The sequence below is a fragment of the Pantoea sp. DY-5 genome (genome assembly GCF_019795955.1).
Lineage (GTDB): Bacteria > Pseudomonadota > Gammaproteobacteria > Enterobacterales > Enterobacteriaceae > Pantoea > Pantoea leporis.
The window spans coordinates 251,885-275,561 of the sequence record NZ_JAIMIE010000007.1; the positions used below are offsets into that span (position 1 = coordinate 251,885).

Annotated in this window: 21 protein-coding genes; 9 read left to right on the top strand and 12 right to left on the bottom strand. The window is 55.0% G+C overall.

All coding sequences use genetic code 11. The features are described from left to right. Position 1: 1 nt before the first annotated feature. From atpB to ravA, 9 genes are all read right to left on the bottom strand, one after another. The gene (gene atpB / locus K5Y30_RS21035; protein WP_007893608.1) at positions 2 to 820 is read right to left on the bottom strand and encodes a F0F1 ATP synthase subunit A; all 819 of its coding nucleotides are present in this window, start codon (positions 818 to 820) and stop codon (positions 2 to 4) included. An 8-nt stretch (positions 821 to 828) separates the two neighbouring features. Further along, positions 829 to 1,209, bottom strand: coding sequence for a F0F1 ATP synthase subunit I (atpI, locus tag K5Y30_RS21040; protein ID WP_222185617.1), 381 nt, complete (start codon positions 1,207 to 1,209; stop codon positions 829 to 831). 713 nt (positions 1,210 to 1,922) lie between these two features. Further along, positions 1,923 to 2,540 carry a 16S rRNA (guanine(527)-N(7))-methyltransferase RsmG gene (gene rsmG / locus K5Y30_RS21045; RefSeq protein WP_222213225.1) on the bottom strand — a complete coding sequence of 206 codons (618 nt, stop codon included), beginning with the start codon at positions 2,538 to 2,540 and terminating at the stop codon, positions 1,923 to 1,925. A gap of 46 nt (positions 2,541 to 2,586) precedes the next feature. Continuing rightward, complete coding sequence (mnmG, locus tag K5Y30_RS21050; protein WP_176973320.1) at positions 2,587 to 4,476, bottom strand: tRNA uridine-5-carboxymethylaminomethyl(34) synthesis enzyme MnmG; 1,890 nt, start codon at positions 4,474 to 4,476, stop codon at positions 2,587 to 2,589. A gap of 442 nt (positions 4,477 to 4,918) precedes the next feature. Then, the gene (mioC, locus tag K5Y30_RS21055; RefSeq protein WP_222185616.1) at positions 4,919 to 5,359 is read right to left on the bottom strand and encodes an FMN-binding protein MioC; all 441 of its coding nucleotides are present in this window, start codon (positions 5,357 to 5,359) and stop codon (positions 4,919 to 4,921) included. Between the two features lie 154 nt (positions 5,360 to 5,513). Next, positions 5,514 to 5,975: a transcriptional regulator AsnC gene (gene asnC, locus K5Y30_RS21060; RefSeq protein ID WP_008106733.1), complete on the bottom strand. Its 462-nt coding sequence runs from the start codon at positions 5,973 to 5,975 to the stop codon at positions 5,514 to 5,516. A 106-nt stretch (positions 5,976 to 6,081) separates the two neighbouring features. Then, positions 6,082 to 8,208 (bottom strand): 5-histidylcysteine sulfoxide synthase, encoded by a 2,127-nt coding sequence (gene ovoA, locus K5Y30_RS21065; RefSeq protein WP_222213227.1) that lies wholly within the window; start codon positions 8,206 to 8,208, stop codon positions 6,082 to 6,084. Between the two features lie 67 nt (positions 8,209 to 8,275). Beyond that, on the bottom strand, positions 8,276 to 9,736 hold the full coding sequence (viaA, locus tag K5Y30_RS21070) for an ATPase RavA stimulator ViaA (RefSeq protein WP_222213230.1): 1,461 nt from the start codon (positions 9,734 to 9,736) through the stop codon (positions 8,276 to 8,278). After that, positions 9,733 to 11,229 carry an ATPase RavA gene (ravA, locus tag K5Y30_RS21075; protein ID WP_101763937.1) on the bottom strand — a complete coding sequence of 499 codons (1,497 nt, stop codon included), beginning with the start codon at positions 11,227 to 11,229 and terminating at the stop codon, positions 9,733 to 9,735. The genes viaA and ravA overlap by 4 nt, the downstream gene beginning before the upstream one ends. Positions 11,230 to 11,526: 297 nt before the next feature. Between ravA and kup the strand changes: the two genes are divergently transcribed. After that, a complete protein-coding gene (kup, locus tag K5Y30_RS21080) occupies positions 11,527 to 13,395 on the top strand; it encodes a low affinity potassium transporter Kup (RefSeq protein ID WP_176973316.1) in 1,869 nt (622 codons plus the stop codon). A gap of 11 nt (positions 13,396 to 13,406) precedes the next feature. Here kup and qseC read toward each other — a convergent pair whose 3' ends face one another. Next, positions 13,407 to 14,738 carry a quorum sensing histidine kinase QseC gene (gene qseC / locus K5Y30_RS21085; protein WP_222213232.1) on the bottom strand — a complete coding sequence of 444 codons (1,332 nt, stop codon included), beginning with the start codon at positions 14,736 to 14,738 and terminating at the stop codon, positions 13,407 to 13,409. After that, a complete protein-coding gene (gene qseB / locus K5Y30_RS21090) occupies positions 14,735 to 15,397 on the bottom strand; it encodes a quorum sensing response regulator transcription factor QseB (protein WP_101763920.1) in 663 nt (220 codons plus the stop codon). Before qseB ends, qseC begins: the two co-directional genes overlap by 4 nt. 180 nt (positions 15,398 to 15,577) lie before the next feature. Here qseB and K5Y30_RS21095 point away from each other — a divergent pair, with 180 nt between their 5' ends. The 7 genes from K5Y30_RS21095 (at position 15,578) to rbsR (ending at position 21,942) form a co-directional block, all read left to right on the top strand. Beyond that, positions 15,578 to 15,973: a YgiW/YdeI family stress tolerance OB fold protein gene (locus K5Y30_RS21095; protein ID WP_176973313.1), complete on the top strand. Its 396-nt coding sequence runs from the start codon at positions 15,578 to 15,580 to the stop codon at positions 15,971 to 15,973. Between the two features lie 172 nt (positions 15,974 to 16,145). Then, positions 16,146 to 16,565, top strand: coding sequence for a D-ribose pyranase (rbsD, locus tag K5Y30_RS21100; RefSeq protein WP_222213234.1), 420 nt, complete (start codon positions 16,146 to 16,148; stop codon positions 16,563 to 16,565). Positions 16,566 to 16,572: 7 nt separating this feature from the next. Continuing rightward, positions 16,573 to 18,081, top strand: a complete 1,509-nt coding sequence (gene rbsA / locus K5Y30_RS21105; RefSeq protein ID WP_222213236.1) for a ribose ABC transporter ATP-binding protein RbsA — start codon at positions 16,573 to 16,575, stop codon at positions 18,079 to 18,081. Continuing rightward, complete coding sequence (gene rbsC, locus K5Y30_RS21110; RefSeq protein ID WP_008106756.1) at positions 18,078 to 19,049, top strand: ribose ABC transporter permease; 972 nt, start codon at positions 18,078 to 18,080, stop codon at positions 19,047 to 19,049. Before rbsA ends, rbsC begins: the two co-directional genes overlap by 4 nt. A 26-nt stretch (positions 19,050 to 19,075) precedes the next feature. Further along, positions 19,076 to 19,951, top strand: a complete 876-nt coding sequence (rbsB, locus tag K5Y30_RS21115) for a ribose ABC transporter substrate-binding protein RbsB (RefSeq protein ID WP_008106759.1) — start codon at positions 19,076 to 19,078, stop codon at positions 19,949 to 19,951. A 64-nt stretch (positions 19,952 to 20,015) separates the two neighbouring features. Continuing rightward, entirely contained in the window at positions 20,016 to 20,945 is a 930-nt protein-coding gene (gene rbsK / locus K5Y30_RS21120) for a ribokinase (protein ID WP_222213238.1), read from the top strand. Between the two features lie 13 nt (positions 20,946 to 20,958). Next, a complete protein-coding gene (gene rbsR, locus K5Y30_RS21125) occupies positions 20,959 to 21,942 on the top strand; it encodes a ribose operon transcriptional repressor RbsR (protein WP_222213247.1) in 984 nt (327 codons plus the stop codon). Here rbsR and mdtD read toward each other — a convergent pair. Next, positions 21,939 to 23,342 carry a multidrug transporter subunit MdtD gene (gene mdtD, locus K5Y30_RS21130; protein WP_222213240.1) on the bottom strand — a complete coding sequence of 468 codons (1,404 nt, stop codon included), beginning with the start codon at positions 23,340 to 23,342 and terminating at the stop codon, positions 21,939 to 21,941. The two genes, rbsR and mdtD, sit on opposite strands and share 4 nt — an antisense overlap. Here mdtD and K5Y30_RS21135 point away from each other — a divergent pair. Continuing rightward, complete coding sequence (locus K5Y30_RS21135) at positions 23,281 to 23,472, top strand: hypothetical protein (RefSeq protein ID WP_222213251.1); 192 nt, start codon at positions 23,281 to 23,283, stop codon at positions 23,470 to 23,472. The genes mdtD and K5Y30_RS21135 overlap by 62 nt on opposite strands. Positions 23,473 to 23,677: the final 205 nt, after the last annotated feature.

Below are 23,677 nucleotides of genomic sequence, written 5' to 3' on the forward strand. Positions count from 1 at the left end.
ATCAATGTTCTTCAGATGCCATCGACAGATAGACGATCGTGAGGACCATGAAAATGAAAGCCTGCAGCGAAATGATCAGGATGTGGAAAATGGCCCAAGGCACATTCAACAACCACTGCGACCACCACGGCAGCAAGCCGGCAATCAGGATAAAGATCAACTCACCCGCATACATGTTGCCGAACAGTCGCAGACCCAGTGAAACAGGCTTGGACAGCAGGCTAACACCTTCAAGAATCAGGTTAATGGGGATGAAGATCGGGTGATTAAAAGGCTGCAGCGTCAACTCTTTGGTGAAGCCGCCAATGCCTTTCATTTTGATGCTGTAGAACAGAATCAAAATAAATACGCCCAGCGCCATAGACAGCGTGATGTTCACGTCTGCAGACGGCACGACGCGCAGCGCCGGCAGGCCTAAATAGTGCTCGCCGATAAACGGCAGCAAATCGATAGGCAGCAGATCCATGAAGTTCATCAGGAAGACCCAGACGAAAATCGTCAGAGCCAGCGGGGCGATAAGTTTGCTTTTACCGTGGTACATGTCGCGCACGTTGTTATCAACGAAGCCGACAACCAGTTCGATAGCCGCTTGTAATTTCCCTGGAACACCGCTGGTAGCGCTTTTCGCCACTTTGCGGAACAACACCAGGAAAATCAGTCCCAGCACCACAGAGAAAAACATGGAATCGATATTTAATACCCAGAACGTCGCGGGAGCGTCGTGCGGATTCACCAACTCGAAAGTACGCAGGTCCAACTGAAGGTTATTCAGGTGGTGACCTATGTATTCTTGCGGAGTAGAGATTTCTCCAGCAGCCATGATGCCTCTTACCCTTTGTTGTTAATTACAGCCGGAGCGACGATCTGCACCACCAGCACCGATAACCACGTGATTGCGAGTGGCCAGAAGACCGCTCCAAACACACCCAACGCCACCGCGAGGAAAATGACGGTTGTGAACACCTTCAACACTTCACCGAGGGCGAAGCTCCAGGCAACACGTCCTTTCGCAGGCGTTTGATCCTGCAGGCGCCAGGCCAAAAACATAAACAACACGTTCGGCAGCCAGGCTGCCACGCCACCCGCGATGGCGGAGGCGCCCCAGGTAACCTCTTTCAGGGTAAAGAGCGCACCGATGGTGACAAAGGTCACCAGCTGAATGATCAGCACGGCCCGGGCTAATTTCACACTGTAAAGAGACACTGACATGACGCTGAACTCTCCTGCCCCGAACGGGGTATGTCGCGTGTCGTATAAGACTGCCTTTACTCATTTGAGTCAAGCAGCAAAAGCCGTGCAAATTATACGGGCGCCACCTGCGATTTCAATCGGTAAGTAGCGAAAAGGTGAACAATTATTTAAATTTCTTTCTGAAGGGCTATTTTTCAAAACATCGTCTTCAGGCAATGTCTGACTTTAAGTCTGAAAATGCCCAACCGACTTGCTTTTAAAGCGTGCTTTAGATCACATAATAAACAAGGAATGCCTGACTGAATTTGTTTCAGACAAGATTTATACGATTTCAAAATCGCCTAAAGAACCTATAAATCAGCGTCTTAATTTTATTTTTTAACTGTTGCACTATGATTTTCGAGAAAAACACTTTATTGACATCATGCGCTGCAATAAAAACGCAAAACTGATATTACGCACGCCAATTTATTGCAAAGTTATATTTTCCCCAGTGATTATTTGGTTGGGTAAATACACGCATTGAAGTGATCTAAGTGATAATAAAATGTGAATTATTCGTTAAATGTAACGGAGCTTTTCGGATAATTTCCGCCGGGGATGTTAACTCGCGCGCCCTGCCCTGCGAAATAAAAGCTTTTATCTAAAAGTGTTCAATCGCTGCTTTTTCGTTCAGGGCAATGACTAAGACAAACGGCATGAACAGGCTTAAATCCATACCTTTTTAAAGGCTATTGGCGAGTAATCACCACCAGATGACGTTCACCATCCAGTTCGGGTACCTGCAGCGGTTGAATTTTTTCCACCTTAAAGCCAGCGGGTAATGCAGCAATCTCATCATCCGGACGGACACCTTTCAGAGCATAAAAGCGACCTTCAGGACCCGGCAGATGATGACACCAGGTCAGCATATCTTCGAGTGAAGCAAACGCACGGCTGATAACACCATCAAATGGTGGCTCAGACGGGAACGCTTCAACGCGGCTCTGCACCGGCGTGATGTTAGTAAGTCCTAACTCATGCTGCACCTGACGCAGGAAACGCACGCGTTTGCCGAGGCTATCCAGCAAGGTGAAATGCGATTGCGGGCGCACAATGGCCAGCGGAATGCCTGGTAAGCCCGGACCGGTGCCCACATCAATAAAGCGTTCGCCCTGCAAATGTGGCTCAACCACCACGCTATCGAGAATATGGCGTACCAGCATCTGCTGCGGGTCGCGCACTGATGTCAGGTTATAGGCCTTATTCCACTTATGCAGCAACTCAACATAGCTAACCAACTGCTGTTTTTGTTGATCGGTAAGGGAAATGTTTGCCGCTTTCAGCAGCGAGGAGAGTTTGTTGATCACAACGAGAATTCCATTAACGGGGCGAGTTGCCTCGCCCCAAAGTCTATCAGGCGCTTTTACGCAGCAGGCCCTGTTTTTTCAGGTAAATCAGCAGAATTGAGATTGCCGCAGGCGTGATACCCGAAATACGTGAAGCCTGGCCGATGGAGGTCGGTTTGTGATCGTTGAGTTTGGCGATCACTTCATTCGACAAGCCATTCACCTGACGATAGTCGAGCTCGACAGGCAACAAGGTGTTTTCATTGCGCAGCTGGCGATCAATCTCTTCCTGCTGACGCGCAATGTACCCTTCGTATTTCACCTGAATCTCCACCTGCTCAGCGGCTTGCTCATCTGGCAGCGCAGGACCATAGCTGGCGAGTGACGTCAGCAGTGGATAGGTCATCTCTGGACGACGCAGCAGATCTTCACCGCTGGCTTCTTTGGTAAGCGGCGCGCTGATCACAGCGTTCACTTCTGCCACGTTATCCGATTTCGGATGCACCCACAGATCGCGCAGACGTTGACGCTCCTGCTCAATCGCCTCCAGTTTCTGGTTGTAGCGCGCCCAGCGAGCATCATCAACCAGACCGAGTTCGCGACCCGCTTCGGTCAAACGCAGATCGGCGTTATCTTCGCGCAGCATCAGGCGGTACTCCGCGCGCGATGTAAACATGCGGTACGGCTCTTTCGTGCCCAAAGTGCAGAGATCGTCAACCAGCACACCAAGGTAAGCCTGATCGCGACGTGGCGCCCAGCCCTCTTTGTCGGCGGAAGCGCGTGCTGCGTTTAGTCCTGCCAGCAAACCTTGTGCTGCCGCTTCTTCGTAGCCGGTGGTGCCGTTAATCTGGCCGGCAAAGAACAGGCCGTGGATAAATTTGCTTTCCAGCGTCGGTTTAAGATCGCGTGGATCGAAGAAATCATACTCAATGGCGTAACCCGGACGGATGATCTTCGCGTTTTCCAGTCCTTTCATCGAACGTACGATCTGCATCTGTACGTCAAACGGCAGGCTGGTGGAGATACCATTCGGATAGATCTCGTTGCTGGTCAGGCCTTCCGGCTCCAGGAAAATCTGGTGCGCATTACGATCGGCAAAGCGCATCACTTTGTCTTCGATCGACGGGCAGTAACGTGGACCAATACCTTCGATGATCCCGGCATACATTGGGCTGCGATCGAGGTTATTGCGGATCACGTCATGCGTCTGTTCATTGGTGTAGGTGATCCAGCACGGCACTTGTTGTGGATGCTGTGAAACTTTACCCATGAACGAGAACACCGGCATCGGATTATCACCGTGCTGCGGCGTCAGCACCGAAAAATCAATCGAGCGTGCGTCGATACGTGGCGGCGTACCGGTTTTCAGACGGTTTACGCGCAGCGGCAGTGCACGCAGGCGTTTTGCCAATGGGATTGATGGCGGATCGCCTGCACGGCCACCGCTGTAGTTATCCAGGCCAATGTGGATTTTGCCATCAAGGAAGGTCCCGACGGTCAGCACCACGGTTTTGGCGCGGAACTTCAAGCCCATTTGCGTCACAGCACCGACGACACGATCGTTTTCCACAATCAGATCGTCAACCGCCTGCTGGAAGATCATCAGGTTTGGCTGGTTCTCTAATGCGGTGCGTACCGCCTGGCGATACAGTACACGGTCAGCCTGAGCACGTGTGGCGCGAACAGCGGGGCCTTTACTCGCGTTTAGTATCCTAAACTGGATGCCTGCCTGGTCAATTGCCGTGGCCATCAAACCGCCTAAGGCATCCACTTCCTTCACCAGATGTCCTTTCCCGATGCCACCGATCGCCGGGTTACAGGACATTTGTCCAAGCGTATCAATGTTATGGGTGAGTAACAGGGTTTGCTGACCCATTCGGGCTGCGGCCATCGCGGCCTCTGTGCCCGCATGACCACCACCGATTACGATGACGTCAAAAGGATCTGGATAAAACATGAAGTGGGTCCTCGTTAGTGTTTCGGACAGGGATCGTTGCCCTGGGCGGTGGATTCTACTGAAATAATGTCGGCGGCGAAAGTCGCGGGATCCTGAGGTTTAAAAGAAAGGATCTTAAGTCTTTTATATGATCTCTCTGTTAGATCTACTATTAGGATCGCACCAGGCTGTTGATAACCCCCAAAAACGCAGGCTAAACAGCAAATTAGCGAGGATCACTAGCTGTGAATGATCGGTGATCCTGATCCGTATAAGCTGGGATCAAAATGGCTACTTATACACAGCCTAAAAAAGAAACAACCGTTGTTCTTTGGATAACTACTGGTTATACGCATGAAACAGGCCATGTTATCCACAGTCGATCGCGGGTTTAAGGTAAAAAAACAGCGCAATCAACTGGGGATCATTCTATTTTCCCGATCCCCAGCCACTGAAGATCGTTTTAAATTTGCGTTTTCCATGTGTCGACCCACACTTCGGCCGCGTCTTCCGGGATCTCATGCTCCAGCACGTCGATCTCCAGGCGATCGCCAATGCGTTTGGCGCCCAACTGGCTCAATTGCTCTTCCAGCAGTTTGATCGCGCCGCAGAAAAGATCGTATTCATGATTACCAATGCCGACTGCGCCATAACGTAAGCCAGAGAGGTCCGGTTTTGTTTCCTGCAATGCTTCATATAAAGGAAGCAAATTATCAGGCAGTTCACCGGCACCGTGCGTGGAGGTAACGATCAGCCAAATCCCTTCCGGTTGCAGCTCATCCAGCTCTGGGCCATGCAGCACCTCGGTTGAGAAGCCCGCTTCCTGCAGTTTTTCTTCCAGATGTTCAGCAACATATTCGGCGCTGCCAAGGGTACTTCCACTGATTAACGTAATATCGGCCATGATGCTCTCCCGCACTAAAGGCGAGCATTGTACGCTGTGATCAAGCCGTGATCCACCTGTGGAAAACAGGGTTAATAGTAGAAAGCATCAGGCGGCAAGTCGCGCCATACGCGCGATCTGCCGGGGATAAGTTTGTGCACAGATTAGAGAGGGGTTACGGCTTAATGGTGCGCATGATCGGGTTTTGCAGGGAGATCAGGGTTTCGGTGGACTGAATTTCGTCGATGGTCTGGATCTTGTTGATCAACACCTGTTGCAAGGCATCGATTGATCGGCACATCACTTTGATAAAGATGCTGTAGTGGCCGGTGGTATACCAGGCTTCCACCACTTCATCCAGCGCATCGAGTTTGCTCAGAGCCGCCGGATAATCGCGCGCGCTTTTAAGGATAATGCCGATAAAGCAGCACACATCGAAGCCGAGCTGACGCGGATCGATCTCCACGCGCGTGCCCAAAATAATGCCCGCCTGACGCATCTTCTCCACCCGCACATGAATGGTGCCGGGGCTGACGTTGAACTGCTTGGCGAGCTCGGCATAGGCGGTACGCGCATTCTGTAGCAGCGCATTCAGAATGCCGCGATCCAGGTTATCCAGCTGAAGGTGTTCCGCCATTGTCCATCCTCGTTGAGTTCTTCTTCTATGAATAGAGGAGAATGTGCAGCAAATTAGCGGTGCAGGCAAGGTGCAGACAACAGCCATGCCGTTGTCTGCCTGCTTTTTAGCGCTTACGCCAGAAGGTCACTTGCGCCTGCGTGTGCTGGAATTTGCGCGCCGTTTCGCGGATCACAAAGGGTACATCCTGCGGCGGTGCCACTTCGTCAAACGCATCACGCAACAGACGCTGCAGCGCCTGATAGGTCGTCAGCGCTTCGCCATTTTCGCGAACACCGCCCAGCCAGTTCTCTTTCGGCGTGAAATCTTCCAGCCAGGTGTACGGCGATGACAGCACCAGCAGACCGCCGGCGCGGATCATCGGGGTAATGTCCTGCAGGAAGCGCTTCGGCTGACGCAGACGATCGATCAGGTTAGAGGCCAGCACCAGGTCGTAACGGTCCGGCTGCGGCTTCAGGTTACAGGCATCGCCCTGCACAAACTGAATACGCTGCGCTTGCTCAGCTTCCAGACCAAACTCTTTCAGCCGCACCTGACGATACTCCACCAGATCGCCCTCTTCGGGCACCACATAGCGGAAATCCTCACCGGAGGTCAGCTGCAGCGCAACATCAATAAAGCGCGCCGAGTAATCCATGCCCGTTACTGCCTCGAAGTGTCGCGCCAGTTCAAAGCTGGCCCGCCCGGTGGCACAGCCGATATCCAGCGCCTGACCCCGCGCAGTACAGTGCGGCAGCAGTTTCTCCACCAGCGCAGCCGCGTAGTTGGGTACGTTGTAGTAGCTCGGTCCGTACTGGAAATCGAGATACTGCGACACCATGCTGTCAGTTTCATAAGGATTGAGCGTCATGCTCTCTTCATGGGAAGAAACGACATAGCGGAAACCGGCGTGCTGGAAGAAGTGACGACGGAAAGCGTAGCGCGCAGATTTCAGCGCTTCGTTGCCGGTGGAAATCCAGCTGCCACCTTTGATCAGCGCATGTTTGCCATCAAAGGTTGGTGTGGAGAAATCGTCGTAGAGCGGATGCACCTTAAAGCCTTCGAAACCGTTGGTTGGCGTCGTGGTCCACTGCCAGACGTTGCCGACGATGTCGTAAAACTCACCTTGTGCGAAGCGATCGACCGGGCTGGAGGAAGCCCAGTATGCCAGATTGATGTTGCCCGGCGCTTCAGTCCAGTCCGGCTGATCGCCGCCAACTTGCTCACGCAGCTGCGCCCATTCGGCTTCGCAGGGAAGCTGAACAGATTTACCGGTCTCTTCCGCCAGCCAGCGACAAAACGCGGCGGCTTCCAGTTGATTCACTTCCGCCGGCCAATCCCACGGCATCGCCACTTCTTCGGCCAGCACGCGCAGTTTTAGCTGATCGGGCAGCTTTTCGTCACCGACCCAGAATGTCGGCATCTGCGCACCGGAAAATTCACGCCAGCCCCAACCTTCGTCATCCCACCAGCGGCGATCGTTATAACCGTCCGCCGCAATAAAACGATAAAACTCGGCATTGCTGACCAGCATTTTACTGGCCTTAAACGGCTTCAGTTCGGTTTGCTGGCTACCGTATTCGTTATCCCAGCCATAAGTGTCGTCGGTTTTGCCCTGCTGCACACGGCCGCCGGGCATCGCGATCAGAGAATTTTCCGGTACCGATTGACGATCGTGACGCGCCTGCGGGCAAACTGGCCAGTGCGGCTGCGGCTTAACCCATTCAATCGGCAACTGGCGCATCAGCACGCTGGAGGTTTCCAGATGAATACGTTCGTGTTCGATGCCCATCAAAACCACCCACGCCGGGCTGTCCCAGTCGATCGGCAGTTCCAGCGGCATGGTGCGAATAAACTCACTCACCAGGCTTTTCACTTTGCCACGATAGTCGCGCACTTCTGCGATGGTCGGCCAGTCGTAATGGCTGTCGTTGAGATCGTCCCAACTCATCTCATCCACGCCGATCGCCATCATCGCCTCAATACGATCGTCAACGCGTTGATCGAGGTAGCGGCCCGCCATCAGCTTATTAATGTAGAAGGTTGCGGTGTGACCAAAATAGAAGATCAGCGGATGGCGCAGCGAAATGGCTTTGTTAAACCAGGCGCGCTCGTCCGCCAGGCAATCAAACAGGCTTTCATACAGTTCCCAGGTTTGGGTGAAGTACGCCAGCAGCTCGGCCCGTTTTTGTTCGGAGTGTTGGCCGGAAAGTTTCAGCGTGCGGGTCGGTGCGGGAAGTTGGGCGGTCGTCACAAGGTGCTCCAGTTTGCTAAATGCTCGAACTTATCAATATAGCAAATTAGCATTTCCGCCAGATGAATTAGCGCTGCCAGCGGCGCAGCAGACGGCTTTTCAGGCCGGTATCGAAGCGCCAGATGTGATCGAAGATGCGCAGAATGCCGGGTTTGCCATGCAGCGACATTGCTACCGCGTGGAAGCGCTGTTGATGTTGGCGCTGACGCTGCTTAATGGTGCTGACGATGTCGTCCGGCAAACGCTGGGCAATAAAATCCGAAACGATCACCGCATCCGCTTCCTGCCACGCGCTGCCTTCCATGCGTTTCACCACCGCCGCAAGGCAGGCAGCGAGATCGGTACCGCCGCGAAAACGCTGGCTGAGGAAACGGATCGCCTGCTCAATGCCGTTATCGGCGGTGAGTTCATAACCGATCACTTCATGAGCGAACAGCATGATGTAGCAGCGGCGCTTATCCGCCAGCGCCACTTTCAGCAGCGCCAGGCAAAAGGCTTTGGCGCATCGTTCGTTGAAACCGCCCATCGAACCTGACGTATCAACGCAGACGATGAACGGGCCGCGCGGTTGCTCTTCATGCTGCTGGTGGCTGACCGGACTCATGGTGATTTTTTCGTGCCACGCATCGCCCTGCAGACGATAAGTCAGCAAGCGTTTCTCGACTAAACGCCGATAAAACTCCAGCTCTAACTCGCTTATGCTCAATGCCGCCAGCTCAGGTGGCAACAGACGCAGCACATCATCGCTTTGATGAATGCCGCTGACTTCTTCCGGTACGTTATCCGGTTCGCGCACCAGCTGGTGAAACGCTTCCAGCGGCGCATCCTGCGACGGCACCGATCTGGCCTCGCGGCTGCGACCCAGCTGCTGCGCCAGCTTCATCAGCTCCGGCTGCTGGGCGAGGAAATCACCGTACTGCACTATCAGTTCGTAATCGTCGTGCTGCAGCGGCGCTTTGCTCAAATCCCACAGGCGTCCGGCGGCGGCTTCATCATCATCGGTAAGAATCGGCGCCAGCTGACCGCTGATCGCCATGCGCTGCTGCAGCTCGGCCATCAAGCGTTCGCGCTGCTCTTCCAGAAGGGTTTCATTCAGCGTCAGCGTTTGCAGCGTCAGGCTGAGACGCCAGCGTTGCAGGAACAAGGTGTGTTGCGCGTTGCTAAGCTGGTCGCTTTCAGCATTCAGCAGCAGTTTGCTGGCTTCTTCGATGAACGGCGACGGCAGGCTTTTCAGCTGCGTCATGATGTTGGGTAACTGCTGGGTGAAATGTTGCGTGCTGAGTAGCTGCATCTGTTGAAACAGCTGAAACTCCTGCGCCAGCGCTTCTGGCACCGGCGTGACTTTGATCTGCTCGGCGATCTCCGATCGCCAGCGCGGCAGATCGCGCATCATGGCTTGTTTCAGGCGGGGAAATTTCTCAAAGAACAGCGCCAGTTGCGGCGAGGCGAGCAGCGCGATAATCAGCTCTTCGATTAACTCGGTTTCGCCAATCGACAACAGCGCACTCAGCGTCTCCAGTGAGATCATTTTCTCGCCTGTTTCAGCTGTTCCGCGACATCCTGCAGGCTGGTTTCGATGCGAGCCAGCCAGTCATCGCTAATGAACAGACAGCGCTGATGCTGGCTGAACAGCGTGCGCTGCGCGCGCAGCTGGGTTTCCAGCGCGTCATATTCATCAGCGATCTCCTGCGGCATCTCGCTGCTGCTGCTGGCGCCCGGCAGCGTCAGACGCGTGGATTGCAGGCTGACATCGCGCAGCGTCAAACAGTGATGGGTATCCACCAGCATATCCAGCGTCTGACCAAAGCCGATGCCGTTCAGCTTGCCACGGATTTCACCGCCCTTCAGCAGCCACTGATCCAGCGCTTCGCGGCCAATCAGAATGTGCGTCACCTGCATGTCGTGCAGCATCAACGGTTGTTGCAGCATTAGCGTCAGTTGATCATCGGTGATGGCGGCGGGTAATTCGTAGTGCGGTTTGCGGCTGAACATGCCGCTGTGTTTCTCCAGCGTCAGCGCTTGCGCCACGCTTTGCTGCTGTTGCAGCGCCAGCCGGCGGCTTTTGATCTGCTGCAGCTTGTGTAGCAGCGCCTGTTGCTGCCACGCGTGTTGCGACATCAGCGTATCGATTTCGCGATCCAGCATTTTCATCGACGCCACGTCATGCCACAGGCAATCTTTCAGCAGCACTAAGTCGATGGGCGCGATGGCCACGCGACCGCTGTAAAAGGCGCTAGCCTGCAACAGGTGAATGGCTTTCTTCCAGCGACGATCGGAAATGTACGGCGCGTCCGGCAGCGTTTCTAACTGCTGACGAAGCTGATAGATCAGTTCAAACACGTGATCCGGTAAACTGACCTGGCTGATGCCTTTCTGCCACTGCTCATACTCTTCGTCGCTGATGCGCAACGATTCCGCCACCGGATTGTCGTTTTCATCCTGCTGGTGGGTGAGCATGCTGCGGAAGTTCTGCTTCTCATGCACGTTATCCAGCCACAGGCGAATCAACATGCGGTCATACAGCGCTTCCAGGCCACTATCGGCTTCCGGCAATTCATTGGAAGCGGTAACCAGCAGGCGCATTGGGATTTTTTCTTCGCTGTCGCCATTGCGGAAGCGGCGTTCGTTGATGGCGGTCAGCAAGGTATTGAGAATCGCCGGGCCGGCTTTCCAGATTTCGTCGAGGAAGACAATTTCAGCATCCGGCAAATAACCTTTGGTCAGACGCTGATAACGCCCTTCATCTTTCAGTGCCTGAATCGACAGCGGACCAAACACCTCTTCAGGGGTGGAAAAACGGGTCATCAGGTATTCAAACGCGCGGGCGTGCTGGAAGGCGTATTTTAATCGGCGGGCAATCAGACTCTTGGCGATACCCGGCGGCCCGAGCAGAAACACGCTTTCGCCACTTAAGGCAGCCAGCAAACAGAGGCGGATCGCGTGATGGCGTTCATACAGCCCTTTTTCCAGAGCGTTGCTCAGGCGAGAAATTCTTTCTGCCAAAAGATGGGGTTGAGCCATAATCACATCATTATCCTTTTGATCCTGGTGCCGTCATAGTCTGGCGAGCGCAATACTCTACTGATTATCATGCGCGATTGCGTTGATAGCCGTCAGCTTTTTTGTTTCAGAAGGTTGATGCGAGAGAACTCGCCGCTTCCAACGGTTTTTTGGCGCTATTTTCGGCGAAAAACCGCGTCACCGACGCGATGGTGACACTTTGTAAGAGTAGGTTTTTTTGGGAATATGTGCATACTGTGCGCTTTTTGATGGCTTGAGCGGAAGGCAAGCGCCTCCGGCTCCAACAAAAGACAACTTATGAGCTCGGATAAGAAACAGTCCCTTGGGGCAGTCACGCTGGCGGCAATTGGCGTGGTGTATGGCGATATCGGTACCAGCCCACTCTATACATTGCGTGAATGTCTCTCTGGTCAGTTTGGATTTGGCGTAGAGCGCGAAGCGGTTTTTGGCTTCCTGTCGCTGATCTTCTGGCTGCTGATTCTGGTGGTGTCGCTGAAATACATCAGCTACGTGATGCGTGCAGATAACGCCGGTGAAGGCGGGATTCTAACGCTGATGTCGCTGGCCGGACGCCATACCGGCGCCAGAGCCACCGCGATTCTGGTGATCATGGGCCTGATCGGCGGCAGCTTCTTCTACGGGGAAGTGGTGATCACGCCGGCGGTGTCGGTGCTATCGGCGATAGAAGGTCTGGAAATTGCCGCGCCGAGCCTCGATACCTACATCGTGCCGTTGGCGATTGCGGTGCTGACCTTGCTGTTTGTCATTCAGAAGCACGGCACCGGCATTGTCGGTAAGCTGTTCGCGCCGGTGATGCTGCTGTGGTTTATCATCCTCGCCGTCTTGGGTGCGCGTAGCATCATCAATAATCCTGACGTGCTGCACGCCATGAATCCTTACTGGGCGCTGCACTTCTTTATCCAGTACAAAAGTGTCTCCTTCTTCGCGCTGGGCGCGGTGGTGCTGGCGATTACCGGTGTGGAAGCGCTGTATGCCGATATGGGCCACTTCGGTAAATTCCCGATTCGTCTCGCCTGGTTTATCGTGGTGCTGCCTTCGCTGGTGCTCAACTACTTTGGTCAGGGCGCGCTGCTGCTCAAACATCCTGAAGCGATCAAAAACCCGTTCTTCCTGCTTGCGCCGGATTGGATGCTGATCCCGATGTTGATTCTGGCGACCTTAGCCACGGTGATTGCCTCGCAAGCGGTGATTTCCGGCGTGTTCTCATTAACGCGTCAGGCGGTGCGTCTCGGCTATTTGCCGCCGATGCGCATTGTGCACACTTCAGAAGAGGAGTCCGGGCAGATCTACATTCCGGTGATTAACTGGCTGCTCTACTTCTCGGTAGTGATTGTGATTGTCGGCTTCGAACACTCCAGCAATCTGGCGGCGGCTTATGGCATCGCGGTCACCGGCACCATGGTGCTGACCGCCATTCTCTGTTCTACCGTGGCGATTCAAAACTGGCACTGGAACCGCTATCTGGTGGTGCTGATTCTGATTGCCATGCTGATCATCGACGTGTCGCTGTTCTCCGCCAACCTGATCAAGGTGTTCTCCGGCGGTTGGCTGCCGCTGACGCTGGCGCTGATGATGTTCATCATCATGACTACCTGGAAAAGCGAGCGTTTCCGTCTGCTGCGTCGTATGCATGAGCACGGCAATTCACTGGAAGCGATGATTGCATCGCTGGAGAAATCGCCGCCGGTACGCGTGCCGGGCACCGCGGTGTATATGTCGCGTGCGCTGAATGTGATTCCGTTTGCCATGCTGCATAACCTCAAGCACAACAAAGTGTTGCACGAGCGCGTGGTGCTGCTGACGCTGCGTACCGAAGATGCGCCTTACGTGCACAACGTCCGTCGTGTGACCATCGAACAGTTGTCGCCGACTTTCTGGCGCGTGGTGGCGAGTTACGGCTGGCGCGAAACGCCAAACGTCGAAGAGATTTTCCACCGCTGCGGTCTTGAAGGCCTGAACTGCCGCATGATGGAAACCTCCTTCTTTATGTCGCATGAATCGCTGATTATCGGCGATCGTCCGTGGTATCTGCGCCTGCGCGGCAAGCTGTTCCTCGCGCTGCAACGTAATGCACTGCGCGCGCCCGATCAGTTTGAAATCCCACCGAACCGCGTGATCGAGCTGGGAACCCAGGTCGAGATTTAACGCTGTGCGCGTCACCAACTTAAGGTGACGCGCAATCCTCCGCTGGCGCGCTGGCTGAACTGCAAGCGAACGCCGTGCAGCTGGGCAATATTTTTCACGATGGAAAGCCCTAATCCGCTGCCGGTTTGCGCCTGTCCCGGCGGTCGCCAGAAGCGTTCACCCAACCTTATCAACTGCTCATCGCTGACGCCTGGCCCGTTATCATCAACGGTAATGGCGCGGGCATTGAGCTGCACATCAACAGTGCTGCCCGACGGCGAATAGCGCAGCGCGTTATCCAGCAGATTGCGCACCATCAACCCCAGTAACAGCGGATGACCGTTCATCACCGGTTCGGCATGGCTGGTGAATTGCAAAGCGGTGTGTTGTTGTTCTGCCTGCGGGAAGTGCTCCGCCAGCAGGTTTTGCAGCAGCGGCGCCAGCGCCACCGGTTGAAACTCGCTGCGCAGATCGTCTGCTTCCACGCGTGACAGCGTTAAGAGCTGATCCACCAGACGCGTGGCGCGCACGATGCCGCTATCCAGTTGCTGAATGGCGCGTTTGCGCATCGCCTCATCATCATCAGCCAGTTGAATCACTTCACTCTGCACGCGCAGCGCCGCCAGCGGGCTGCGCAGTTCATGGGCGGCATCGGAGGTAAAGCGACGTTCGCGCTGCACCAGATGCGCCATACGACTGAACAAGCCGTTTAGCGCCACCACCAGCGGCTTCACCTCTTTAGGCAAGCGCGTGTCCGGCAATGGCGTGGCATCATCCGGCGCACGCTGATGCAGGGAAAGCGTGAGGCGTTTCAACGGGCGCAGCTCGAACCACACCAGCGCCAGTAGCAACAGCAACATAAAGGGCATGGCAATCAGCCACGGCAGCAGGCTGCTGAGCGCCAGATCGCGCGTCATATCTTCGCGGTATTCCCATTCTTGCCCGACCACCACGCGATAGCGCTTATCCTCGGAGGTGAGCCACACCAGGCGCCAGCTGTCTTTATCGCCGCGCAGTCGTCCATCAACAAAGCCATCGCGCTGATGATCGAATTGCAGATCGCGGCCGTTTTCGCCGTCGTTCAACAACGGTTGGCCTGCCGCGCTGAAAATGGCAAATGCCAGCGCATCATCATCCTGATCGCCGCGGTGATGGCGCAGGATCGCTTTGGTTTTCGGCAACGTCACGTCCTGCAGCGAGGTGGGATCAAGCGCTATCAGCCGTTTGGCGAACAGCATTTGCTGAGTATCAAACAGCTCGTTCACCGTATCGCGGGTTTGATGCCAGGCGCTGAGGCCGGCCAGGCCGCCGCACACTATAATCAGCAGCACAAAGCCGATGGCGAGGCGCAGAAACAGACTCATTCCGCCGCTCCCAGCGTATAACCGACGCCGTGCACGGTACGAATAAACTGGCTGCCGAGTTTCTTGCGCAGATGATGAATGTGCACTTCCACCGCATTGCTGGAGACATCTTCATCCCAGCTGTAGAGCTTCTCCTCCAGCTGACTGCGCGTCAGCACGCGGCCAGGATTACGCAGAAACAGTTCCAGCAGCGCCAGTTCGCGGCTCTTCAGGCTGACGGCTTCGCCATCGCACAGCACGCTGTGGCTGCCGGGCGCCATTACCACGTTGCCGTGTTTCAGTTCCGGCTGCAGTTGCCCATGACGGCGGCGGATCAACGCCTGCAAGCGTGCCGCCACTTCAGTTAACGCAAACGGCTTACACAGGTAATCGTCGGCGCCGAGTTGTAATCCCTGGACGCGCTGATCGAGCGCATCGCGCGCGGTGAGAATCAGCACCGGCACATCGTGTCCTTGCTGGCGCCACTGACGCAGGATATCCAGACCATCGCGTTCGGGCAGCGACAGATCCAGCACCACCGCGTCCCAGGGCGCGGCGGTCAACGCCTGAAATCCGGCTTCGCCGGAGACAAACCAATCCACGCTGAAACCGAGTTTGGTCAACCCGACTTTCAAACCGTCGCCAATCAGCGTGTCATCTTCAATCAATAAAATGCGCATCAACTCTCCTTCTGTTAAGCGGAGTTATACGAAGCACAATTGCTCTTGTACAGCGAAAATCCCGGCAAATAGACTATTTTTCATGAATGTTAGCCAAACGGATTCTCTTAAGATCCTGTTAAGAACCTTATGGTGAAATAGCTCCCGTAAACCGACACATTCATGGAAAAGAGGTGAATTATGAAAAAGTCCGCAGCTCTGTTAGCGATTGTCGCCCTGGCCGCCACGCCGGTTCTTGCCGCTCAGCAAGGTGGCTTTGTTGATCCCAATGCGCCATCCGCGCAGGTGAAGTCCGGTGGGTTCAAAGCCGATAACACCAGCGTTGTCACGGTGAAACAGGCCGAAGAGATGAAAGACGATAGCTGGATTACCGTGCGCGGTACGCTTGAGAAGCAAATCGGTGATGAGGATTATCAGTTCCGTGATGCCACCGGCACCATGAAGGTTGAAATCGATCATAAACGCTGGAACGGTTTGACCATCACGCCGAAGGATCAGGTAGAACTGACCGGCGAACTGGATAAAGATTTCAACTCTATCGAACTGGACGTGAAACAGGTACGTAAACTGCCGTAATCCCATCTTCGGGGCCGCAGCAGCGGCTCCAAAATCCCACCAAACTCAAATTCTCTCTGGCACAAGCGAAACGTTTCGATGGCGATCACATTTCCGTGATGCCGCCATTGAGTTGCCGTGCGCATTTTATACACTCCCGATCAGCGAAACGTTTCGCTGTGGAGTGGAATAAATGAAAAAAGGTCGCTTGTTAAACGCTGAAGTCTCTCATGTGATTGCTCGCCTGGGGCACACCGATACGCTGACGATTGCAGATGCAGGCTTGCCGATTCCGGCCGGTCCACAGCGCATCGATCTGGCGTTAACGCCGGGTACGCCCGAATTTTTACAGGTGGTTGAGGTTGTCACGCAGGAGATGCAGGTCGAAAGCGCCCTGATGGCGGAGGAGGTTAAGCAGCACAATCCGCAGCTCCACAGCGCACTGCTTGCCGTGCTCGAAGCCTTGCAACAGCACCAGGGGAATGTCATCACCATCCGTTACACCAGCCATGAACAATTCAAACAACATACGCAGCGTAGTCAGGCGGTCATTCGCAGCGGAGAGTGTTCTCCGTATGCGAATGTCATCCTGAGCGCCGGCGTGACCTTCTGAGGCCGCTATGCAACCGTTATTGCAACTCAAAGGAATTGAAAAGTCGTTTCCTGGCGTGAAGGCGTTGAATGGCGCATCGCTGGCCGTTTATCCGGGACGCGTGATGGCGCTGGTGGGTGAAAACGGCGCGGGCAAATCCACCATGATGAAAGTGCTGACCGGCATTTACAGCATGGATGCCGGTTCCCTGCAGTGGCTCGGTAAGGATGTGGCGTTCTCTGGCCCGAAAGCGTCGCAGGAAGCCGGCATTGGCATTATCCATCAGGAACTGAACCTGATTCCGCAACTGACCGTCGCCGAGAATATCTTCCTTGGCCGCGAATTTGTTAACCGCTTTGGCCGCATCGAATGGAAAAAGATGTATGCCGAGGCGGATGCACTTTTACAGCGCCTCAATCTGCGTTTCAACAGCCACAAGCTGGTGGGCGATTTGTCGATTGGCGATCAGCAGATGGTCGAGATCGCCAAAGTGCTCAGCTTCGAGTCGAAAGTCATCATTATGGATGAACCGACCGATGCGCTGACCGATACCGAAACGCTGTCGCTGTTCCGTGTCATTAATGAACTGAAAGCGCAGGGTTGCGGCATTGTCTATATCTCGCACCGCATGAAAGAGATCTTTGAGATTTGCGATGACGTCACCGTGTTCCGCGATGGGCAGTTTATTGCCGAACGCGCGGTGTGCGATCTCAGCGAAGAGAGCCTGATCGAGATGATGGTCGGCCGCAAATTGGAAGATCAATATCCGCGTATCGATCAACAGCCGGGTGAGATCCGCTTAAAAGTCGAAAACCTCAGCGGTCCGGGCGTTGATAACGTCAGCTTTACGCTGCGCAAAGGGGAAATCCTTGGCGTGTCGGGCCTGATGGGCGCGGGACGTACCGAACTGATGAAAGTGCTGTACGGCGCAATGCCGCGCAGCAAAGGCAAAGTGACGCTGAACGGCCGCGAGATCGTGACGCGCTCTCCGCAGGATGGCCTCGCCAACGGCATCGTGTATATCTCGGAAGACCGCAAGCGCGATGGCCTGGTGCTCGGCATGTCGGTGAAAGAGAACATGTCACTGACCGCGCTGCGCTATTTCAGCACCGGCGCGGGCAACCTGCGTCACAGCGACGAGCAGCTGGCGGTGGGCGATTTTATCCGCCTGTTCAACGTTAAAACCCCGTCAATGGAGCAGCCGATTGGTCTGCTGTCTGGCGGTAATCAGCAAAAAGTGGCGATTGCGCGTGGCCTGATGACGCGCCCCGATGTACTGATTCTTGATGAGCCGACACGCGGCGTCGATGTCGGGGCAAAAAAAGAAATTTATCAGTTAATTAACCAGTTTAAAGCCGAAGGGCTGAGCATCATTTTGGTGTCGTCGGAAATGCCGGAAGTGCTGGGCATGAGCGATCGCATCGTGGTGATGCATGAAGGCCATCTGAGTGGCGAATTTTCCCGTGAGCAAGCTACCCAGGAATCCCTGATGGCGGCGGCAGTCGGTAAGCAACACAGCGAGGAGTTAGTTGTATGAGCACCCAAACCTTACCCGCCAGCCGTCGTTGGTTCAGCAAAGCCTGGCTGCTGGAGCAGAAATCACTGATTGCATTGATCGTGCTGATCGCCGTGGTTGCCAGCCAGAGCCCGAACTTCTTCACGCTGGCCAACATGTTCAACATTCTGCAGCAGACGTCGGTCAACGCCATCATGGCGGTCGGCATGACGCTGGTGATTCTGACCTCGGGCATTGATCTGTCGGTGGGATCGCTGCTGGCGCTCACCGGCGCGGTGGCGGCATCGATTGTCGGATTAGAAGTGAATGCGCTGGTGGCCGTTGCGGCTTCGCTGGCGCTGGGGGCGGCGATTGGCGGTATTACCGGCGTGATTGTGGCGCGCGGCAAGGTGCAGGCTTTCATCGCCACGCTGGTGATGATGTTACTGCTGCGCGGCGTCACCATGGTTTACACCAACGGCAGCCCGATTAATACCGGCTTTAATGATAACGCCGATCTGTTCGGCTGGTTTGGTATCGGTCGCCCGTTGGGCATTCCAACGCCGGTGTGGCTGATGGTCGCGGTGTTCGGCCTGGCGTGGTACATGCTGCATCACACGCGCCTTGGTCGTTACATCTATGCGCTGGGTGGCAACGAAGCGGCCACGCGTTTGTCGGGCATCAACGTTAATCGCGTTAAAATCATCGTTTATTCGCTGTGCGGCCTGCTGGCGGCATTGGCGGGCACCATCGAAGTGGCGCGTCTCTCTTCCGCACAACCTACCGCGGGCACAGGTTATGAACTGGATGCTATTGCTGCCGTGGTGCTGGGTGGTACCAGCCTGGCGGGCGGTAAAGGTCGCATCATGGGCACGCTGATTGGTGCGTTGATCCTCGGTTTCCTGAATAACGGCCTGAATCTGATGGGCGTATCGTCTTACTACCAAATGATTGTTAAAGCCGTCGTCATTCTGCTAGCGGTGCTGGTGGATAACAAAAGCAGTAAATAACTCTGACCTTCACACAGGATTTAAAAATGAAAAAGTTAACTGCATTGGCCGTCATTCTTGGCGCCACCCTCAGTGCTGGCGCGATGGCTAAGGACACCATTGCTCTGGTGGTATCTACGCTGAATAATCCGTTCTTTGTGTCACTGAAAGATGGCGCACAGAAAGAAGCTGACCAATTGGGTTATAACCTCGTGGTGCTGGATTCGCAGAACAACCCGGCGAAAGAGCTGGCGAACGTGCAGGATCTGACGGTGCGCGGCACCAAGCTGCTGCTGATCAACCCAACCGATTCTGATGCGGTGGGTAACGCCGTGAAGATGGCGAACCAGGCGAATATTCCGGTGATCACGCTGGACCGCGTAGCAGCACAAGGCACCGTGGTGAGCCACGTGGCTTCTGACAACCGCTTCGGCGGCAAAATGGCCGGTGACTTCATCGCTAAAAAACTGGGCGATGGTGCGAAGATTATTGAGCTGCAAGGCATTGCCGGTACGTCTGCGGCGCGCGAGCGCGGTGAAGGCTTCAAACAGGCAGCCGATGCTCACAAATTCAACATCCTGGCGAGCCAGCCTGCTGACTTCGACCGTACTAAAGGTCTGAACGTGATGCAGAACCTGCTGCAGGGGCATCCGGATGTGCAGGCCGTCTTCGCTCAGAACGACGAAATGGCGCTGGGCGCGCTGCGTGCGCTGCAAACCGCGGGTAAAACCGACGTGCTGGTGGTGGGTTTTGACGGCACCGCTGACGGTGTGAAAGCCGTAGAATCGGGTAAACTGACCGCGACTGTGGCGCAGATGCCAGACAAGATTGGTGTGATTGGCGTGCAGACTGCCGATAAAGTATTGAAAGGCGAGAAGGTGCAGGCGGTTAATCCGGTTGACCTGAAGCTGGTGACCAAATAATAAGTAAAGAAAAGCAGGGCAACGCGCCACCGTCCTGGTGGCGCATCTTTCTGGATGAATCCCAATGACCACAAGCGCAAAACTGGCCGTTCTCGGCAGCATCAATGCCGATCACATCCTTAACCTCGCCCATTTTCCACGTCCGGGCGAAACGGTGATCGGGAAAAAGTATCAAATTGCTTTTGGCGGCAAAGGGGCCAATCAGGCGGTGGCTGCGGGCCGTGCCGGTGCAGACATTGCTTTTATTGCCTGCGTAGGCGCTGATGATATTGGCGAGCGTATTCGTCAGCAGTTGCAGCAAGACCGCATTGATACCGCACCGGTTGAAACCGTCGCAGATGAATCGACCGGTGTAGCGATGATCTTCGTGAATGGCGAAGGCGAAAATAATATCGGCATCTATTCCGGGGCCAATGCCGCGCTGACGCCGGCTCGCGTTGCGCAGCATCAGCAGGTGATTGCCGATGCCGATGCGTTGCTGATGCAGCTGGAATCTCCGCTGGAAAGCGTTCTGGCCGCCGCAAAGATTGCGCGCGCGCAGCAGACGCAAGTGATCCTGAATCCCGCGCCGGCCACTGCGCTCTCTGATGAGCTGCTCGCGCTTATCGACATCATCACGCCAAATGAAACCGAAGCAGAAATTCTCACTGGCATTGCGGTGAAGAGCGATGAAGATGCCGCGCGTGCTGCTGCGGCATTGCATGCGAAAGGTATTGCTACCGTGTTGATCACGCTAGGCCGTCGCGGTGTGTGGCTGAGTGAGCAAGGCAATGGCGTGCGCATTCCGGGCTTCAGCGTGCAGGCCATCGATACTATCGCAGCGGGCGATACCTTCAACGGGGCATTTATTACCGCACGTCTGGAAGGTGTGGCGATGCATGATGCTGTACGTTTCGCCCATGCCGCCGCTGCGATTGCGGTGACGCGTCCGGGCGCGCAGCCCTCAGTGCCGTGGCGCACTGAGATTGATGCCTTCCTGCAACAACAGGGCTAAGCGCTTGGCTACCATGAAAGATGTCGCCCGCCTGGCGGGCGTCTCTACCTCCACCGTTTCACACGTCATCAATAACAATCGCTTTGTCAGCGAGCAGGTGCGTGAAAAGGTGGAACAGGCGATTCGTGAGCTGAACTATGCGCCGTCCGCGCTGGCACGCAGCCTGAAGATCAAACAAACCCGCACCATCGGCATGCTGCTGACCGCCAGCAGTAACCCGTTTTATTCCGAAGTGGTGCGCGGCGTAGAAAACAGCTGCTACGAACGCGGCTACAGCCTGATTCTGTGTAATACCGAAGGCGATGAAGAGCGTATGAATCGCAGCCTCGAAACGCTGATGCAAAAGCGCGTCGATGGTTTACTGATGATGTGTACCGAAACCCATCTGCCGTCGGCGGAAATCCTCAATCGTTATCCCTCGGTACCGATGGTGATGATGGACTGGGCGCCATTTGAAGGACGCGGCGACATTATTCAGGACAACGCGCTGCTCGGCGGCGAACTGGCAACCCAGCATCTGATCGATCGTGGCTACACGCGTATTGCCTGTATCGCCGGGCCGCAGGATAAAACGCCCGCGCGTTTGCGTCTTGAAGGTTTCCATAAGGCGATGGCCAACAGCGGATTATCGGTGCCGCCGGGTTATGTGGTTGATGGCGATTTCGAGTTTCAGGGCGGCTTCAACGCCATGAATCAACTGCTGACGCTGGATACGCTGCCAGAAGCGATATTTACCAGCAACGATGCGATGGCGGTTGGCGTCTATCACGCCTTGTTCCAGGCCGGATTGCGCGTGCCGCAGGATATTGCGGTGATGGGCTATGACAACATTGAGCTGGCGCGTTACCTGACTCCGCCGCTTAGTACCATCCATCAGCCGAAAGATGAGTTAGGTGAACTGGCGATTGATACCTTGATTCATCGTATGAGCGATCCCGACGCCAGTCAGCAAACGCTGGTGCTGACGCCGGAGCTGGTGGAGCGCGGTTCGGTCTAAGCCGCTTTCTTCTTTTTCTCGCGGTTGGCGATCAGATTACGCCCATCGCTCGGACGTAACATCATAAAGGTAAAGGCAGACAACACCGTGACGACGCCCATCGTCAGGAAGGTGGCGTGGAATTGCGCGACGGTTGTGGCCTCGACATCCTGATAGAAACGCAGCACTGCGGCACTCACCGCCACGCCAAAGCTGATCGACAGCTGCTGCGTTACCGCTAGCACACTATTCCCGCCGCTGGCGTTCTCATCATTTAAATCTGCCAGCGTGATGGTGTTCATCGCGGTGAACTGCGTTGACATCGCCATCCCCAGAATCAACAGTGCCGCCAGCAACATCACCACGCTGCCACCCGGCGATTGCAGTGAGAAGGTGGCGATCAATATGCCAATAATAATGGTGATACCTACCAGCGTATGGCGATAACCAAAGCGGCGTAGCACTTGCGTCACCGTGGATTTCGCCAGCAAAGCGCCAATCGCCGTTGGACCCATCATGCAACCGGCAATCAGTGCGGGAAAACCAAAGCCCACCTGCAACATCAGCGGCATCAGGAACGGAATGCAGCCGGTTCCCAGACGCGAAGCTATATTGCCAATGATGCCGACCGAGAAGGTGCGGGTTTTAAACATTGGCAGATTAATCAGCGGTGCCGGATGGCGACGCGCGTGCACTATATAGAGAAGAAGTAATGCAATGCCGCCAAACAGCACCAACAACGCTTGCCACGGCAACACCACGCGCTCGCCAAACAACTCGATACCGACCGAGATCAGCACCAGACCCAAACCAAACAGCAGGAAGCCTGAAAAGTCGAAGCGGCGTTTTGGGGTAGTGAAGTCCGGCATATATTTGCGTGCGTAGAAGATGCCGGCGATACCGATGGGAATATTGAGGAGGAATATCCAGTGCCAGCTGGCGTAGGTCACTAACAATCCGCCCAGCATTGGGCCCAGAATCGGACCCACTAAACCCGGCATGGTGACGAAGTTCAGCACGGGCAGCAGTTCACTGCGTGGATAAGCGCGTAACAGCGCCAGGCGCGCGACGGGCATCATCATCGCCCCGCCAATCCCTTGCACCACGCGCGAGACCACCAACATGCTCAGCGAGCCGGATAAGGCGCAGGCCAGCGAACCCAGCGTAAATAGCGATACCGCAAGAATGAAGATTTTGCGTGTGCCGTAGCGATCGGCCAACCAGCCACTCACCGGAATCAACATCGCTACCGTTAGCGTGTAACTAATGATGGCGGATTGCATGGCTAAAGGAGAACGTTCAAGGCTGGTGGCGATAGCAGGAAGCGCAGTATTCAGGATGGTGGCATCAAGTGCTTGCATGAAAAACGCCATGGCGGCGATCCAGGGCAAGCCGGCCATACTGCGCGCGGAGCGAATCATTGAAAGTCCTTCTCGAATAATTGTCAGCCTGCGACAAAGAAATTACGTTTGGTTAAAGAGAATAGCATTGGTGTTTAAGGTGATGGCGCTGATTTATGCCGATGAAGCGGCTATTTTGAATGATTCTTAGCCGGGAAATGTCCGTTTTTAACGCATTCGTTTAAAAAAGAGGCGCTCAGTCATTTTTTTGCAATTAACCCTTGTCACTTCCGAATAACTCCCTATAATGCGCCACCACTGAGACGGCAAAGCGGCAACGCAGACGGCTCAGCAGGGAGTGAAGAAATTCATCCCGCCGGATGAAAACGCTGAAAAAAGTGTTTGACTCCGAAGGA